5 protein-coding genes are annotated in these 15467 nt (G+C 74.0%); all 5 read right to left on the bottom strand.

Annotated features, from left to right (window positions below; genetic code table 11):
• Positions 1 to 73: 73 nt before the first annotated feature.
• On the bottom strand, positions 74 to 5584 hold the full coding sequence (locus KBX63_RS09495; protein WP_210910599.1) for a non-ribosomal peptide synthetase/MFS transporter: 5511 nt from the start codon (positions 5582 to 5584) through the stop codon (positions 74 to 76).
• On the bottom strand, positions 5581 to 8697 hold the full coding sequence (locus KBX63_RS09490; RefSeq protein ID WP_210910598.1) for a non-ribosomal peptide synthetase: 3117 nt from the start codon (positions 8695 to 8697) through the stop codon (positions 5581 to 5583). Before KBX63_RS09490 ends, KBX63_RS09495 begins: the two co-directional genes overlap by 4 nt.
• A gap of 124 nt (positions 8698 to 8821) precedes the next feature.
• A complete protein-coding gene (locus tag KBX63_RS09485; RefSeq protein WP_121653275.1) occupies positions 8822 to 9010 on the bottom strand; it encodes an MbtH family protein in 189 nt (62 codons plus the stop codon).
• On the bottom strand, positions 9010 to 9963 hold the full coding sequence (locus KBX63_RS09480; protein WP_210910597.1) for a TauD/TfdA family dioxygenase: 954 nt from the start codon (positions 9961 to 9963) through the stop codon (positions 9010 to 9012). Before KBX63_RS09480 ends, KBX63_RS09485 begins: the two co-directional genes overlap by 1 nt.
• A 23-nt stretch (positions 9964 to 9986) precedes the next feature.
• Positions 9987 to 15467, bottom strand: coding sequence for a type I polyketide synthase (locus tag KBX63_RS09475; protein WP_210910596.1), 5481 nt, complete (start codon positions 15465 to 15467; stop codon positions 9987 to 9989).

Here is a 15467-nt window from a genome sequence, read left to right as displayed (position 1 = left end):
TCCCCAAGATGGTCCCGTACGCGGCGGGTGCCACCGCGGTGCCGTGCGGCACCGCGGTGGCACCCGCACCCCGTCACACTCCGACCGGCACCCGCTCCTCCTCGCGCTGTACGGCGCGGGCGGCCCGCCGGCGTTCCCGCTCCTGCGCGCCGATCAGGTCGTCGGGCAGCGAGTCCGGCACCTCCAGGTCGAAGCGGCGCAGCAGCCGGATCGAGAAGCCGACCAGGGTGATCAGGATCAGCGCCGCGCCGAAGCAGACGTACGCGAACCCGATGCCCCGGCCCGGACCGGTGCCGATCACCGCGCCGACCGACCCGGCGAGCGTCCCGCCCGGGGCGAGCATCGGCTCGAACAGCGCGGTGGCCCCCGGAGCGAGCAACGCGAAGCCGATCGGCAGCGTCGACCAGGAGATGGTCTGGTTGAGGCTGAACACGCGGCCGTGGAAGCGCTGCGGCACCTTGACCTGGACGATGGTGGCGTAGATGGACTGCGCCGTGGTCATCGACATGGCCAGCCAGAACGCGCCGACGCAGATCATCGCGACGGACGCGTCCAGGCCGATCAGGACGCAGCCGAGCGCGGTGCCGAGGTTGCCGATCAGCACGCCGATCATGCGCCGGCGCCGGGGCCCGCCCCAGAGCGACATGAGTACGCCGCCGGCCACCGCACCGACCGCCTCGGCGAGAGCGACCTGGGCCACCTGCGTGGCGCTGCCGAAGGAAAGCACCAGCGGGGTGGTGAGCACCAGCGCCGGGGCCAGGAAGATGTTGCCCAGCGCGAAGTAGCCCAGCATCAGGCGGAAGCCGCGGTGCCGCCACGAGTAGCGCAACCCGTTGGCGATGGCCACCATCAGTCGCTCCTTCGGCCGCCAGCCGAGCAGGTCGGGGAAGCGGACCACCGACAGGGTCACCACCGCGACCACGTAGCTGACCACGTCCAGCAGCAGGATGCCCTTGAGGTCGATGGCGGCCAGCAGACCCGCGGCGAAGACCGGCATGAGCAGCATGGCGAAGCCGCTGGAGAGCTGGGTGATGCCCATCGCGTGGCCCAGGTAGCGCTTGGGCACCAGCTGCGGCACGGCCGACTGGAACGCGATCCGCTGGAACGACCCGGCCACCTGACTCAGCGCCACCAGGGCGTAGATGTGCCAGAGCGCCAGGTTGCCGCTCCAGAGCAGCGCGGCCAGGATCAGCTGGACCGAGCCGGCGCTGCAACTGGCGATCATCATGATCTTCCGCCGGCTGACCCGGTCGGTGATCGCGCCCGCGACCGGCAGCATCAGTACCCCGCAGACCAGCGCGAGGGCCCAGAGCAGGCCCAGGTTGGCCACCGATCCGGTGCGGGTGAACAGCCAGATCGGCAGCGCGAACGCGGTCAGCGCGGAGCCGGTGGTGGAGACGAGCTGCCCGGCGGTGACCGCCACGAACCGGGCCATGCTCGGCCGGACCACCGGCTGGTCCGGGCCGGCGAGGGCGTCCACGCCCTTGGTGTCGGCCACCGCCCAACCGGCGTCCTCGCCGCGTGCCTGGGCGGTCAGCGCGGAGACGTCACCGGCGACGAACGCCGGGTGCACCCGGGTGACGATCTCGGCCAGCTCCTCGGCCCGGTACTTGAGGAAGAAGTGCCCGGCCTGGTCGAGGACGACCAGCGCCAGCCGGTCGCTGAGGAACTGCCACTCGGCGTACCGCTCGGCGTGGTAGTCGGTGACCGGGTCCTCCGAGCCGACCACCGAGATGATCGGGGCGCGCAGCTTCACCGCGCGCCGGTCGAGCAGGTCGGTGAAGTACTCCTCGGAGGCTCGGGAGTCGGCGCGCATGTTGCTGATGATCCGGTCCGCCTGCTCCGGGTCCAGTTCGTCGGTGTCCACCCCCATCGACTTGAGCCAGCTCGCGTAGTGCTTGTTGCTGCGCAGCTTCTCCAGCCGGGTGCGGACCGCCGCGAAGAGACCCTTCGGGCGGGCGAACGGGAACATCGCGCCGATGTAGAGCGCGGTCAGCTCCCGGCCGGCGGCCTCCACCTTGCGGGCCACCTCGGCGACGATGGCGCTGCCGACGCCGCAGTGCCCGTACAGGGCGAGAGGGCCCTCGACGCGCTCCAGGATCTCCTCGGCGACGCGGGTGGTCAGCTCGTCGAAGGGCAGCGCGTCCTCGGTGAGCCCCACGTCGTGCCCGGGGATGGCCAGCGACCAGAGCGCGTGCCCGGCCGGCAGCGCGTCCGCGAGGGGCTGGTAGACGATCGCGCTGCCGCCGCCGTACGGCACGCAGACGTACGAGATGACCCGCTGCGCCGCCGGGATCGGCTTGGTCAGCTCGTAGAGCAGCCGGCGCGGCCCGTCGCTCTCCCCGCCGCCGGACATGAACGTGGCCAGGTCGCGGATGGTCCGCTGCTGGAACAGGTCCATCACGCCGACCGGCCGTCCACCGTGCTCGGCCTTGCGGATCCGGGCCACCACCTGGGTGGCGAGCATCGAGTGCCCACCCAGGTCGAAGAAGTCGTCGTCGATGCCGAGGGTGTCCACCCCGAGCACGTCGGACCAGATGCCGGCGAGCAGCCGCTCGGTGTCGTCGCGCGGCTCCACCAGCGCCACCGACGCGGCGCGGGTGACCACCGGAGCGGGCAGCGCCTTTCGGTCCAGCTTGCCGTTCGGGGTCAGCGGCAGCGCGTCCAGGGTGACGAACGCCGCCGGCACCATGTACTCCGGCAGGGTCTCCTTCAGCGCCGCCTTGACCATGTCGTGCTCGGCCGCGCCGACCAGGTATCCGGTGAGCCGCTTGTCGCCGGGGGTGTCCTCGCGCACCAGCACCACGGCCTCGGTCACCCCGGGCTGGGCGCGCAACGCGCTCTCGATCTCGCCCAGCTCGATGCGCAGCCCCCGCAGCTTGACCTGGTGGTCGATCCGCCCGAGGAACTCCAGCACACCGCCCGGCGAACCGCCCGGCGCGACGCGCCAGCGGGCCAGGTCGCCCGTGCGGTACAGCCGCGCGCCCGGCTCGGCGGCGAACGGGTCCGGCACGAACCGCTCGGCGGTCAGCGCCGGCCGGCGGTGGTAGCCGCGGGCCAGACCGACGCCGCCGATGTGCAGCTCGCCCGCGACGCCGACCGGGCAGGGGTTGCCCCGGGCGTCCAGCACGTGCAGGCGCAGGTTGCTGATCGGCGCACCGATCGGCACGCTGGTCAGCTCCGCCAGCAGAGCCGGGTCACACGCCCAGGCGCTGACGTCGATCGCCGCCTCCGTCGGGCCGTACAGGTTGTGCAGGCCGCAGCCGGGCAGCCGGGCGGTGAAGTCCCGGGCCGCGGCGAGCGGCAGCTCCTCACCGCTGCAGATCACCCGGCGCAGCGCGGTGGCCGCCTCGACGCCGTCCTCGGCGAGGAAGACCGTGAGCATGGACGGTACGAAGTGGGCGGTGGTGACCCGCTCGGAGATCAGCAGGTCGCGCAGATAGCCGGCGTCCTTGTGGCCGCCCGGCTCGGCCAGCACCAGCCGGGCGCCCTCGCGCAACGGCCAGAAGAACTCCCAGACCGAAACGTCGAAGCTGGCCGGGGTCTTCTGCAACACCGCGTCGTCGGCGCCGAGCCGGTAGGTGCGCTGCATCCAGTCGAGGCGGTTGACGATGCCCCGGTGGGTGTTCGGCACGCCCTTGGGCCGACCGGTCGAGCCGGAGGTGTAGATGACGTACGCCAGGTTGGCCGGGCCGGCCGTCGGCGTCGGGCCGGTCGCCGGCTGGTCGGCCCAGACCGACTCGTCGTCCAGGACGAGGACGCTCGCGTCGGTCGCCGGCAGCACGTCGCGCAGGTGCTCCTGCACCAGAACCACCGGCGCGGCGGCGTCGGTGACCATGAAGGCCAGCCGGTCCGCCGGGTACTCCGGGTCCAGCGGAAGGTAGGCACCGCCGGCCTTGAGCACGCCGAGCAGGCCGGCCACCAGCTCCACCGAACGTTCCGCGCAGACCCCGACCAGGGTCTCCGGGCCCGCCCCGGCAGCGCGCAGGCGGTGCGCCACCCGGTTCGCCGCGGCGTTCAGCTCGGCGTACGTCACGGAGCGGCCGGAAAACCTCAGCGCCACCGCGTCCGGCGTACGGGCGGCGCGCTCCTCGATCGGGGCGTGCAGGGTCTGCTGACGGGGGAAGTCGCCGGCGGTGTCGTTCCATCCGGCCAACAGCTCCCGCTCGGCCGGGGCGAGCAGGTCCAGCGCGGAGACCGGCAGGCCCGGGGCGGCGACCACGGCGTGCAGCAGGGTGGTCAGCCGGTGCGCCATCCGCTCGACGGTGTCCCGGGTGAACAGGTCGGTGTTGAAGACCAGCTTGCCCCAGAGCCCGTCGCCGGTCTCGACGGCGTGCAGCTCGAAGTCGAAGCGGGTGGCGCGCAGCTCCATCGGGTGCCACTCGAAGCCGACCCCGGCGTCGTCCGCGACCCCGGCGAAGCGGCCCATCTCGTAGTTCTGCAACACGAACATCGCCTGGAACACCGGTGAGCGGCTGACGTCCCGCGGCAGCCCCAGCTCGTGCACCACCCGGGCGAACGGCACCTCGGCGTGCTCCAGCCCGTCCAGCACGGCGCGCCGGGTGCGCTCCAGCAGCTCGGTGAAGGTCGGGTCGCCGGCCAGCTCGGCCCGCAGCGGCAGCATGTTCACGAACATGCCGACCAGGTTCTCCAGCTCCGGCGCGGACCGGCCGGCCACCGACGCGCCCACCGCGAAGTCGTCCTGCCCGGCATGCCGGGCCAGGAACACCTGGTACGCGGCGAGCAGGGTCATGAACAGCGTGCCGCCGTACGAGCGGGTCAGCGCGGCCAACCCCTCGGTGGCGGCCGCGTCCAGGGTGAACTCGACGAAGTCACCCCGGTAGGTCTGGGTGGCCGGCCGGGGCAGGTCCAGCGGCAGCTCCAGAGGCGCGATCCCGGCCAGCCGACCCTTCCACCAGTCCAGGTGCCGGCGGGCGCCCGGCCCGGCCAGCTCCCGCGCCTCCCAGACGGCGAAGTCGCCGTACTGCACCGGCAGGGCGGGCAGCTCCCCGTCGCGGTAGCGGGCGATCAGGTCGCGCAGCAGCACGTCCACCGACCAGCCGTCGCCGACGATGTGGTGCTGGCCGAGGAAGAGCACGTGCTCGGTCGGCGCCAGGCGGACCAGCAGAGCGCGCAGCAGCGGCCCGTTTGCCAGATCGAACGGCTCCGCGGCGGCCTCGTCGACCAGCGCCTGCGCGGCGGCCTCGTCGGCGGCGTCGACCACCGTCAGCGGCACCTCGACCGCGTCGTCGAGCACCACGGTGGGCCGACCGTCGGAATCGGCCGGGAACCGGGTGCGCAGCGACTCGTGCCGCCGGGTCAGGTCGGCCAGCGCGCGGCGCAGCGCCGCGACATCGAGCGGGCCGCGCACCCGCAGCGGCACCGCGATGTGGTACGCCGCCTCGCCGGGGGCGAGCTGATCCATGAACCAGACCCGCTCCTGGGCGTACGACAGCGGCACCTCGGCGTCCGGCGGGCGGGGTGTGATCCGTGCGGCGGGGGTACCGCCCGACCGGCGCCGCAGCCGTTGGGCGATCAGCGCCTGTCGGGCGGCGTCGCGGGCCGGGTCCTTCACGTCGGTCATGTCGGGGTGTCCTTCTCCGCCGCCAGCAACGCGGCGACCTCGGTTTCGGAGAGCTCGTCGAACTCGGCGGCGATCCGCTGCTCGATCTGGGCGGCCAGGTCGGCCACCACCGGGCTGCTGAACAGCGCCCGCATCGGCAACGCCACGTCCACCTCGGCGCGGATGCGGGCCATCGCCCGCATGCCGCGCAGCGAGTTGCCGCCGAGGGCGAAGAAGTCGTCGAGCGCGCCGACCTTCTCCAACTGGAGGATCTCGGCGTAGACCTCGGCGACCAGGGCCTCGGCGTCGGTGCGCGGGGCGAGGAAGCCGTCGGAGGTGACGGCGGCCGGGGCCGGTAGCGCAGCGGTGTCCAACTTGCCGTTCGGGGTCAGCGGCAGCGCGTCCAACCGGACGAGCGCGCTGGGCACGAGGTGCGCGGGCAGCTCAAGGGCCAGGTCGGCGGCGAGCGCCGCCTCGTCGGCCCGGCCGACCAGGTAGCCGACCAGCGTCGGCTCGCCGGTGTCGACACGGACCACGACCGCCGCCTCGTCCACGTCCGGGCGGGCGCGCAGCACCGACTCGATCTCGCCCAGTTCGATCCGCATGCCCCGGACCTTGACCTGGTTGTCCCGGCGGCCCAGGTACTCCAGCGTCCCGTCGGCACGCCAGCGGGCCAGGTCACCGGTGCGGTACATCCGCTCCCCCGCCGGCCCGTACGGGCAGGGCAGGAAGCGCTCGGCGGTGAGCGCCGGCCGGCGCAGGTAGCCCCGGGCCAGTTGCGACCCGGCGACGTACAGCTCACCGACCACGCCCGGTGGCACCGGGGTCAGCGCGGCGTCGAGCAGGTGGACCCGGGTCGTCCAGGTGGGCTGGCCGATCGGCACCGGCCCGGCGGGCACCGGCTGCCCGGGGGCGATCCGGGCCGCCACGCAGCCGACGGTCGCCTCGGTCGGGCCGTACTCGTTGATCACGGCCACCTCGGGGTGGGCCGCCCGCCAACCGGTCAGCTGCTCACCGGCCAGCGCCTCGCCACCGATCACCAGGTCGGTGGTGGGTGACAGGGCGTCATCGAGCAGCGGCAGGTGGCTGGGGGTGACCTTGAGGAAGGTGGGCGGGCCACCGGCGCGGGCCGCCGGCGTGTCGATGCCGGCCAGCCGGACCGTGCCGCCGGCGGTGAGCGGGCCGAGCAGCCCGGTCACGGTCAGGTCGAACGAGACCGGCGAGTGCAGCAGGGCGGTGCCGGCCAGCCCCGGGTAGGTGCCCCGGGCCCAGGCCAGGTAGGCGGTGACCGCGCGGTGCTCGACCAGCACCCCCTTGGGTCGGCCGGTGGAGCCGGAGGTGTAGAGCAGGTACGCCGGGTGCTCCGGGCGCAGCGGCGCCCGCCGGTCGTCGTCGGTCAGGTCGGCGTCGTCCAGGTCCACGGCGGTCGTCGGCCCGAGCACCAGCGCGTCCGTCGGAGCCAGCGCCGCCGTCTGCGGGGTGGCCAGCACCAGCGCCGGCTCCGCGTCGGCCAGCAGGTAGCCGATCCGGTTCGCCGGGTAGCCGGTGTCCACCGGCAGGTACGCCGCGCCGGCCTTGAGCACCGCGAGGATGGCCACCACCAGCTCCACCGATCGGGGCAGCAGCAGCGCGACCGGGGTCTCCGGGCCGGCGCCGCGGTCGACCAGCAGCCGGGCCAGCCGGTTGGCCCGGGCGGCCAGCTCGGCGTAGCTCAGGTGCACCCCGTCGCAGACCAGCGCGACCGCGGCCGGGGTGGCGGCGGCCTGCCGCTCCACCTCGGCGACCAGGGTGGCCGGGGCCACCTCACCGCCGGCGCCGGTCCAGGTCAGCAGCACGTCGCGTTCGGCGTCGTCGAGCAGGGGCAGCGCGGACAGCCGCGTCGCCGGGTCGGCGACGGCGGCGGCGAGCAACCGCAGGTAGCGGGCCACGACCGACTCGGCGGTGGCCCGGTCGAACAGGTCGGTGCGGTAGACCAGTCGGCTGGTGCCGCCGGTGATGTCGAAGGCCAGGTCGTCCTTGGTGGTGCCCAGCGGCACCGGGTCCAGGCCGGAGTCCGGGATGAAGTTCAGCGCGGTCTGGAACACCGGCTGCACCGACGGGTCACGGTTCGGGGAGACCGCCTCGACGATCCGCTGGAACGGCGTCTGCCCGTGCTCCATCGCGTCCACCAGGCCGGCACGGACCCGGCCGAGCAGCTCGGTGACACTCGGGTCGCCGGTCAGGTCGCAGCGCAGCGCGACCGGGTTGACGAACATGCCGATCAGCGGGGTCAGCTCGGCCGTGTCCCGGCCGGCGGTGGAGACGCCGACCACCACCTCGGGGTCGCCGGAGATCCGGGACAGCAGCGCGGCGAAGGTCGCCAGCAGCACCATGTACGGGGTGGCCGAGGTGCCGGCGGCGAGCTGCCCGACCCGGTCCAGCAGCCCGTCGGGAAGATCGAAACGCACCTCGTCGCCGGCGAAGCCGAGCTGGGTGGGGCGCGGCCGGTCCAGCGGCAGGCCGGTCACCGCCGGCGCGCCCGCCAGGTGGTCGCGCCAGAAGGCGAGCTGCCGTGCCAGCTCGTCACCGGTGAGCTGGTCACGCTGCCAGACGGCGAAGTCGGCGTACTGGATGGGCAGCTCGGGCACGTCGGCGGGCGCGCCGGTCAGCGCGGCCCGGCTGAACGCGGCCAACTCGGCGCTGAAGAGCACCGCGGAGTGGCTGTCGAAGACCGCGTGGTGCACCACGAACTGCAACCCCAGCTGATCGCCGGAGAAGCGGACCAGCCGGGCCCGCCACGGTGGCGGGGCGTCCAGCGGGATCGGGGTACGGGCCAGCTCGGTCATTGTCTCGGCGTGGCGGCGCACCTGCTCGTCGTCGGGCAGCCTGGCCAGGTCCAGCACGGGCAGCTCCAGCGGCTCGGCGGCGCGAACCACCTGCACCAGCGCGCCGTCCACCATCCGCAGGTGCGTACGCAGCGACTCGTGCCGGGCGACCACCTGACCGAGCACCTCGACGGTCTGGGCCGCGGTGACGCCGGCCGGGAACCGCCACGGGGCCGAGACGTTGTAGACCGGCGAGCCCGGGTCGAGCTGGTTGGCCGTCCACACGCGCTCCTGCGCGAAGGAGGCCGGGAAGGTCCATTCCCTGGTCATCGTTGCTGCCTTCCGTTCGCGACCACGGCGCTCCGCTCGGCCGCACTCCTCGCGCTCACGCCACCGCTTCGCGGCGACGCGAGCGCCCCGCTGCTGTGCCTGCTGATTCGCTCGCTACGCTCGCTCACCTGCTCGCCTCGCGTACCGAACGGGGACGCATGTCGGTCCAGACGGTGTCGATGTGCGCCAGGCACTCCTCGCGGGTGCCGGCGAAGCCGGCGTCGTGCCACCCCGCCGGGAGATCCCGCTCGGCCGACCAGATGGAGTACTGCTCCTCGTCGTTGCGCACGACCAGGAATCGGGGTTCGGCCATCACTGCTCTCCAACGGTGTCGGGGGTGTGCGGTTCGGCCATCGCGACGGCGATCTTGCGGGGGCCGGTGAACGGCTCCCGCCCGTGTGCGGCGGTCATGTTGTCGACCACCAGCACGTCGTCGCGCTGGTAGTCGAATCGGACGCTGGCGGCCCGGTAGGCGGCGCGCAGGTGGTCCATGACGTCGGCGGGGATCTCGCCGCCGTCGCCGTAGTAGGTGTTCGACGGCAACCCGTCGGCGCCGAACATGGCCAGCAGCCCCTCCTGGAGGTCCTTGGCCAGGCTGCTCACGTGGAAGAAGGTGGCGTGGTTGAACCAGCGGGGGGTGTCCGAGCCGGGCCGGTGGTGCACGGCGTCGCGGACCGCCCGGGTACGCAGCCCGTCGCGGCCCGTCCACTCCAGACCGATTCGGTTGGCCTCCGCGTACGCCTCGACCGCGGCCCGGTCGTCGGTGCCGAACACGTGCTGCCAGCTGGCGCCGAAGTCCTCGTGGAAGTTGCGCATCAGCATCCAGCGGCGGCGGACGAACTCCTCGCGTACCGCCGGGTCGATCTCCCGGTAGACCCGGCGGACGTCGGCCAGCGGGGTGGCGCCCAGCGTCTGCGGCGCGGTGATGCAGTAGAAGAACAGCGTCAACGGCCAGCGGGCCTGGTACGAGTTCTCGTTGTGCAGGAAGATCTCCTCGTCCGGCGGGTAGTCGGTCGAGGTGTACACCCGGCCCTTGATGGCGTGCCGTGGTGAGGACCGCTCCGTGTAGGTCAGCGGCTCACCGGACAGCGCCCGAACCACCTGGTCGAAGCCGTCCACCCCGCCCACGTCGAACCCGCGGAACAGCAGCCCGCCCTGCTCGGCGAGGGTGGCGCGCAGCTCGGCGCGGCGCTCGGTGATCAGCTCGGTCAGCGCCCGGCCGTCGGATTCGACGACCACGGGCAGCGTGGCGATCGTGTCGCTCATGGCTCTCTACTCCTGATTTCTCGTCACGCGCGGGGCAGTCGCGGAATGGCGGGGATCGGCGCCGGGCTGGCCGGCTCGTCGGTGGTGGTGGCGCGCAGCTCCTCGATCCGGGCGGCCAGCCCGGCCACGGTGGGGGTCTCGAAGAGGCTGCGCATCGGCAGCTTCACCCCGGTGGCCCTGCGCATCGCCGCGATGAGTTGCACCGCGACCAGGGAGTTGCCGCCCAGGGCGAAGAAGTCGTCGTCGACGCCGACCTCGGCCACCCCGAGCCCGTCCTGCCACACCCGGGCGATGGTCATCTCCAGTTCGGTGCCCGGCACGGCGCTGCCGCCGCCGCCGCCGGCCGGAGCCGGGTCGGCGACCACGTCGTCGCCGGTGAGGCTGTCGGTGGTGACGCGCCCGGCGCGGCGCCGGATGTCGTCCACCGTCCGGGTGGCGATGACCACCTGGGCGCCGAGGCCGGCGGTGAGACTGCGGCGGAACGCCTCCGCACCGTCCACCGGCCGGATGTCCTCGGTCGAGGTCGGCGCGACCGCGTCGGCGTCCGTACCGGACGATCCGGTCAGGCCGCCGGTGACCGCGCCCTGGTCGACCCGGCGCAGCACGAAGTCGCTAATCGCGACCAGTTCCCGGCCGTCCGGGTCGCGCAGCGACAGATCGGCGGTGACCACCTCGTCGGTGTCGCCGGCCCGGTGCCGCAGCTCGCTGGTGAACCGGGCCGGCAAGGGCCCCCGCACCACGATCCGGCCGTACGACAGCGGCAGGTAGGTGCCGCTGCCCTGGCCCCGGCCGAACGCGGTCGCCACGTCCAGCAGCGCGGGATGCAGGCCCCAGGTGGGCAGGTCGCCGATGACCGCGGCGGGTGCCTCGACCACTGCCAGTTCGGCGCCGTCGGCCAGGTGGTGCTCGCCCAGCGCGGCCCAGCGCGGCCCGAAGGTGAGCATGCTGGTCCGGCCCCGTCCGAACGACGCGTCGTCGTCCACCCGGCGACCCGCCGGGACGGCCGGGGTTGCCGGCGGGGCCGGCTCGTCGGTCCAGCCGGCCGCGCCCCGCACGTGGGTGCGCAGTCGGCCACCGGCCAGGCTGCGGACCGCGAAGTCCGTGCCGCCCTCGTCGGCCGGCGTCAGCTCCACCCGGTACTGGGCGACGGTGCCGTCGGGCACCGCGAACGGCTCCAGGAAGACCACGTCGCGCAGCTCCACCGCCGCGCCCGGCCCGGGAGCGGGCAGCGCGGCGGCCACCGCGGCCCGCACCGACTCCAGGTGGGCGGTGCCCGGCACGACCGGCACGCCGCCGATCCGGTGCTCGTCGAGCAGCCAGTGGGTGCTGGCGGAGACCAGACCGTGCAGCACCGTCTCCACCGGCCCGGTGACCTTCGTGGTGAGCACCGGGTGGTCGACCGCGCCGGTCACCGTGTCGCGCCCGGCCGCCCGGAAGCCGCCCGGCGCGGCGGTCTCCACCGCCATGCCGACCTCGGCCCAGCCGCCCCAGTTCTGCGACAGCACCGGGGCCCGCCAGAACGCGCCGGAGCGGGCGTGCGCGTCCAGGAAGGCGTTGGCCGCGCAGTAGTCCACCTGCCCGAAGCCGCCGACCACGGCGGTGACGGACGAGCAGAGCACCACGAAGTCCAGCGGCAGGTCGCCGAAGACCTGGGCGAGGGCGAGGGTGCCGGCGAGCTTCGGGGCGAGCACCCGTTCGGCCTCGGCCCGCTCCTTCACCTCAGCCATCCCGCCGCCGGGCAGGCCGGCCGCGTGGACGATGCCGTCGATGCCGCCGTACGCGGCCGTCGCGACGTCGCGGACCCGGCGCAGGTCGGCCGGGTCGGTGACGTCGGCGGCGAGCACCAGCACCTCGGCGCCGGTGGCCTCCATCCGGCGGATCGCCGCGATGGCCCGTCCGGCCCGATCGTCGCCGTGCACGGCGAGGTGGTCGTCCCACCGCTCGCGCTCCGGCAGCCCGGAGCGGGCCAGCAGCACCAGCTTCGCGCGGGCGCGGGTGGCGAAGTCCTCGGCCAGGGTGATGCCGATGCCGCCGAGCCCACCGGTGATCACGTACCGGCCGCCGTCGCGCAGCGCGCCCGGCTCGCCCTCGGCGTCGATCGTCACCTGCTCGACGTCGGCCACCCAGCGGCGGCCGCCACGCAGGGCCACCTCGGGCTCCCGGGGACGGCGCAGCTCGGCGACCACCGTGCTGGCGTCGTCGTCGGTCGGGTCCGCGTCGATGAGCCGGACGGCCAGCCCGGGCAGCTCGGCGGGGAGCACCCGGGCCAACCCGGCGAGGGTGGCGTGCTCCGGACGGCGCAGGTCGTCGCCGCGCACGTCGCCGGTGCCGGCGGTGACCAGATCCAGGGCTAGGCCGTGCTCCTCGCCGGTCAGGCCGGCGCCGGCGAGCGCCTGCACCAGGTGCAGGGCACTGAAGAAGCCCAGGTCCTGGGCAAGCCAGGCGGCCGCGATGTCGGTGCCGGTCGGCGCGCCGTCCAGGGTGAACGCGTGCACCAGCCGGGTCGGCGGCGCCGCGTCGGCGGTGAGCGCGGCGACCAGCGCGTCATGGTCGGCGCGTACACCGGGGCGCAGCCGGTAGCCACCGTCGGTGGCGGCGAAGGCGTCGCCGGGGCGTACCGGCACCGGCTCGGCGCCGACGGCCCGCAGGCCGGCGACCAGCGCGTCACCGCGCGGACCCGCGGTGAGGACCAGGCAGCGGCCCAGCGACCCGGACGGCGGCAGCGGCGCGGCCTGCCGCCATACCGGCACCGCGAACCACTCGGACAGCGGTCGCGGCCCGGTCTCCACCGGCGCGGCGGTGACGGGCTGCTCCGGGTCCGGCTCGATCCAGTAGCGGCGGCGCTCGAGCGGGTACGTGGGCAGCGGCACCCGGCGGGCCGTCGGGTCGGCCTCGACGCGCACCGGCAGGCCCGCGCACCACAGCACGCCGGCGGTGGCGAGGAGGGCGGCCAGGTCGCCGGTGTTCTCCCCGGCGCCGGGCAGGCTGCCCAGCGGGGTGAGCGTGCGCTGCTCCGGCGCGGCCTTGGCGACCTGCATCCGGGCCAGGTTGGCCAACTGCCGGCCGGGGCCGCACTCGATGAGCTGCCAGGTGCCCGCGGCCAGCAGGGTGGCCACGCAGTCGCCGAAGCGGACCGGCTGGCGCAGGTGCGTCGCCCAGTACGCCGGGTCAGTGGCCTGCTCGGCGGTGATCCAGGTGCCGGTGACGTTGGACAGGAACGGCACCGTCGGCGGCCGCAGCGGCACCGTGCCCATCAGGGCGGTGAACTCGGCGAGGATCGGCTCCATCATCGGCGAGTGGAACGCGTGCGAGGTGCGCAGCGCCTTCGACTTGCCCTTCAGCGTCGCGGCGAACGCCTCGACGGCGCCGGTCTCGCCGGCCACCACGCAGGTGCCCGGGCCGTTGACCGTGGCCACGGAGAGCCCGTCGGGCAGCAGGTCGGCGACGACCGACTCGTCCAGCGCGACGGCGAGCATCGACCCGGCGGGCATCGACTGCATCAGCCGACCCCGGGCGGCGACCACCCGCAGCGCGTCCGGCAGGCTCAACACCCCGGCCACGGTGGCCGCCACGTACTCGCCGATGGAGTGACCGATCATCGCGGCCGGCCGGACCCCGACGGCCTGCCAGAGCACGGCCAGGGCGTACTCGACGGTGAACAGCGCCGGCTGGGTGTAGCGGGTCTCGGTGAGCCTCTCCCCCGCCGCCGGGTCCCGGCCGAGGATCAGGTCGCGCAGGTCCAGGCCCAGGTCGGCGCGGAGCAGGTCGGCGCACTGGTCGACGACCGCGGCGAAGCGGGGCTGCTCGGCGTAGAGCTGCGCGCCCATCCCCGCGTACTGGGCGCCCTGACCGGAGAACAACAGAGCCACTGTCGGGGCCGGACTGTTGGTCAATGGTTGCGGTCCGCGCTTCGGGGAGCGGAGGGCAGTCACCGCCGTGGGGATGTCGGTGGCGACCACTGATCGGCGGTACGGGTACTGGCGGCGGCCGACGAGCAGGGTGTGCGCGACGTCGGCGAGGTACGCCGGCCCGGCGTCGGTGGCGCCGTCCAGGTGCGCGGCGAGGCGCTGCACCGCCGCGTCCAGGGCGCTCGGGGTGGCCGCGCTGACCTCGAGCAGGTGCGCCGGACGCACCCGACGGTCGGTGCGGTACGCCGCCGGCGCCTCCTCCAGCACCACGTGGGCGTTGGTGCCGCCGATGCCGAACGAGCTGACCCCGGCCCGGCGGGGCCCGCCGTCGGTGTCCCACTTGGTGAGGGTGTTCGCCACATAGAACGGGGTGTCGGCGAACTCCACGGCCGGGTTCGGCGTCTCGAAGTTGATCGTCGGCGGGATCAGTCCATGCTCCATGGCGAGCACCGCCTTGATCACGCTGACGATGCCGGAGGGCTGGCTGAGGTGCCCGATGTTCGACTTCACCGAGCCGATGCCGCACCAGCCCCGCTCGTCGGTGTCGCGGGTGTACACGGCGGAGAGCGCCGCCACCTCGATCGGGTCGCCCATGGCGGTGCCGGTGCCGTGCGCCTCGACGTAGCTGATGGTGCGGGGGTCGATGTCGGCCATCGCCACGGCCTGCGCGATGGCCGCCGCCTGCCCGTCGACGCTGGGCGCGGTGAAGCCGACCTTGCCGGCGCCGTCGTTGTTGATCGCGTTGCCGAGCACGACCGCGCGGATGGCGTCCCCGTCGGCGATCGCGTCGGAGAGCCGCTTGAGGAGGGTCACCCCGGCACCGCTGCCCCACACCGTGCCGTTGGCGGCCGCGTCGAACGGGCGGCAGCGGCCGTCTGGTGAGGTGAAGCCCTCCATACCGAGGTAGCCGACGTGCGGCAGCTCGATGTTCACACCACCGGCGAGCGCCATGTCGCACTCGCCGTTGCGCAGCGCCTCACACGCCAGGTGGAACGCGACCAGCGACGTGGAGCAGGCGGTGTGCACGGTCAGGCTCGGCCCGCGCAGGTCCAGCCGGTACGACACGTTGGTGGCCACGTAGTTCGGCGAGTTGCCGGTGGCGATGGAGACCACGCCGTGCGGGTTGCCACCGATCCGCCGGTTACGCAGCACGTTCCGGTTCAGGTACGTGTTCCCGCCGGTGCCGGCGTACACGCCGATCGCGCCGTCGTAGCGGGCCGGGTCGTAACCGGCGTCCTCCAGCGCCGTGTGGCAGGACTCCAGGAACAGGCGGTGCTGCGGGTCGGTCAGCTCCGCCTCCCGGGCGGTCATCCCGAACAGCGTGGCGTCGAACTCGTCATAGCCGTCGACCAGCGGAGCACGACTGACCCAGCCCGGGTCGTCGACCTCCTCGACGGTCGCGCCCCGGGCGAGCTGTTCCTCCCGGGTCAGCTCGGTGACCGACTCCACCCCGTCGACCAGGTTGCGCCAGAACTCGTGCACGTCGGCCGCGCCGGGCAGGCGCGCGGCCAGGCCGACGATCGCGATCGGTTCGATGCCCGCGTCGGGCAGGTCGGTGACGTCGTCGGGCAGGTCGGCTGCGGTCGGGTTGCTCAT

This window comes from Micromonospora sp. U21 (assembly GCF_018070045.1).
GTDB lineage: Bacteria > Actinomycetota > Actinomycetes > Mycobacteriales > Micromonosporaceae > Micromonospora.
The sequence above is the reverse complement of the archived record's forward strand: the minus strand, read 5'-3'. Positions and strand labels throughout refer to the sequence as shown.

Coding starts and splice junctions, on each gene's coding strand:
- KBX63_RS09475 (WP_210910596.1), bottom strand. CDS start 15,467: ATGAGCAACCCGACCGCAGCCGACCTGCCCGACGACGTCACCGACCTG.
- KBX63_RS09485 (WP_121653275.1), bottom strand. CDS start 9,010: ATGGCCGAACCCCGATTCCTGGTCGTGCGCAACGACGAGGAGCAGTAC.
- KBX63_RS09490 (WP_210910598.1), bottom strand. CDS start 8,697: ATGACCAGGGAATGGACCTTCCCGGCCTCCTTCGCGCAGGAGCGCGTG.
- KBX63_RS09495 (WP_210910599.1), bottom strand. CDS start 5,584: ATGACCGACGTGAAGGACCCGGCCCGCGACGCCGCCCGACAGGCGCTG.
- KBX63_RS09480 (WP_210910597.1), bottom strand. CDS start 9,963: ATGAGCGACACGATCGCCACGCTGCCCGTGGTCGTCGAATCCGACGGC.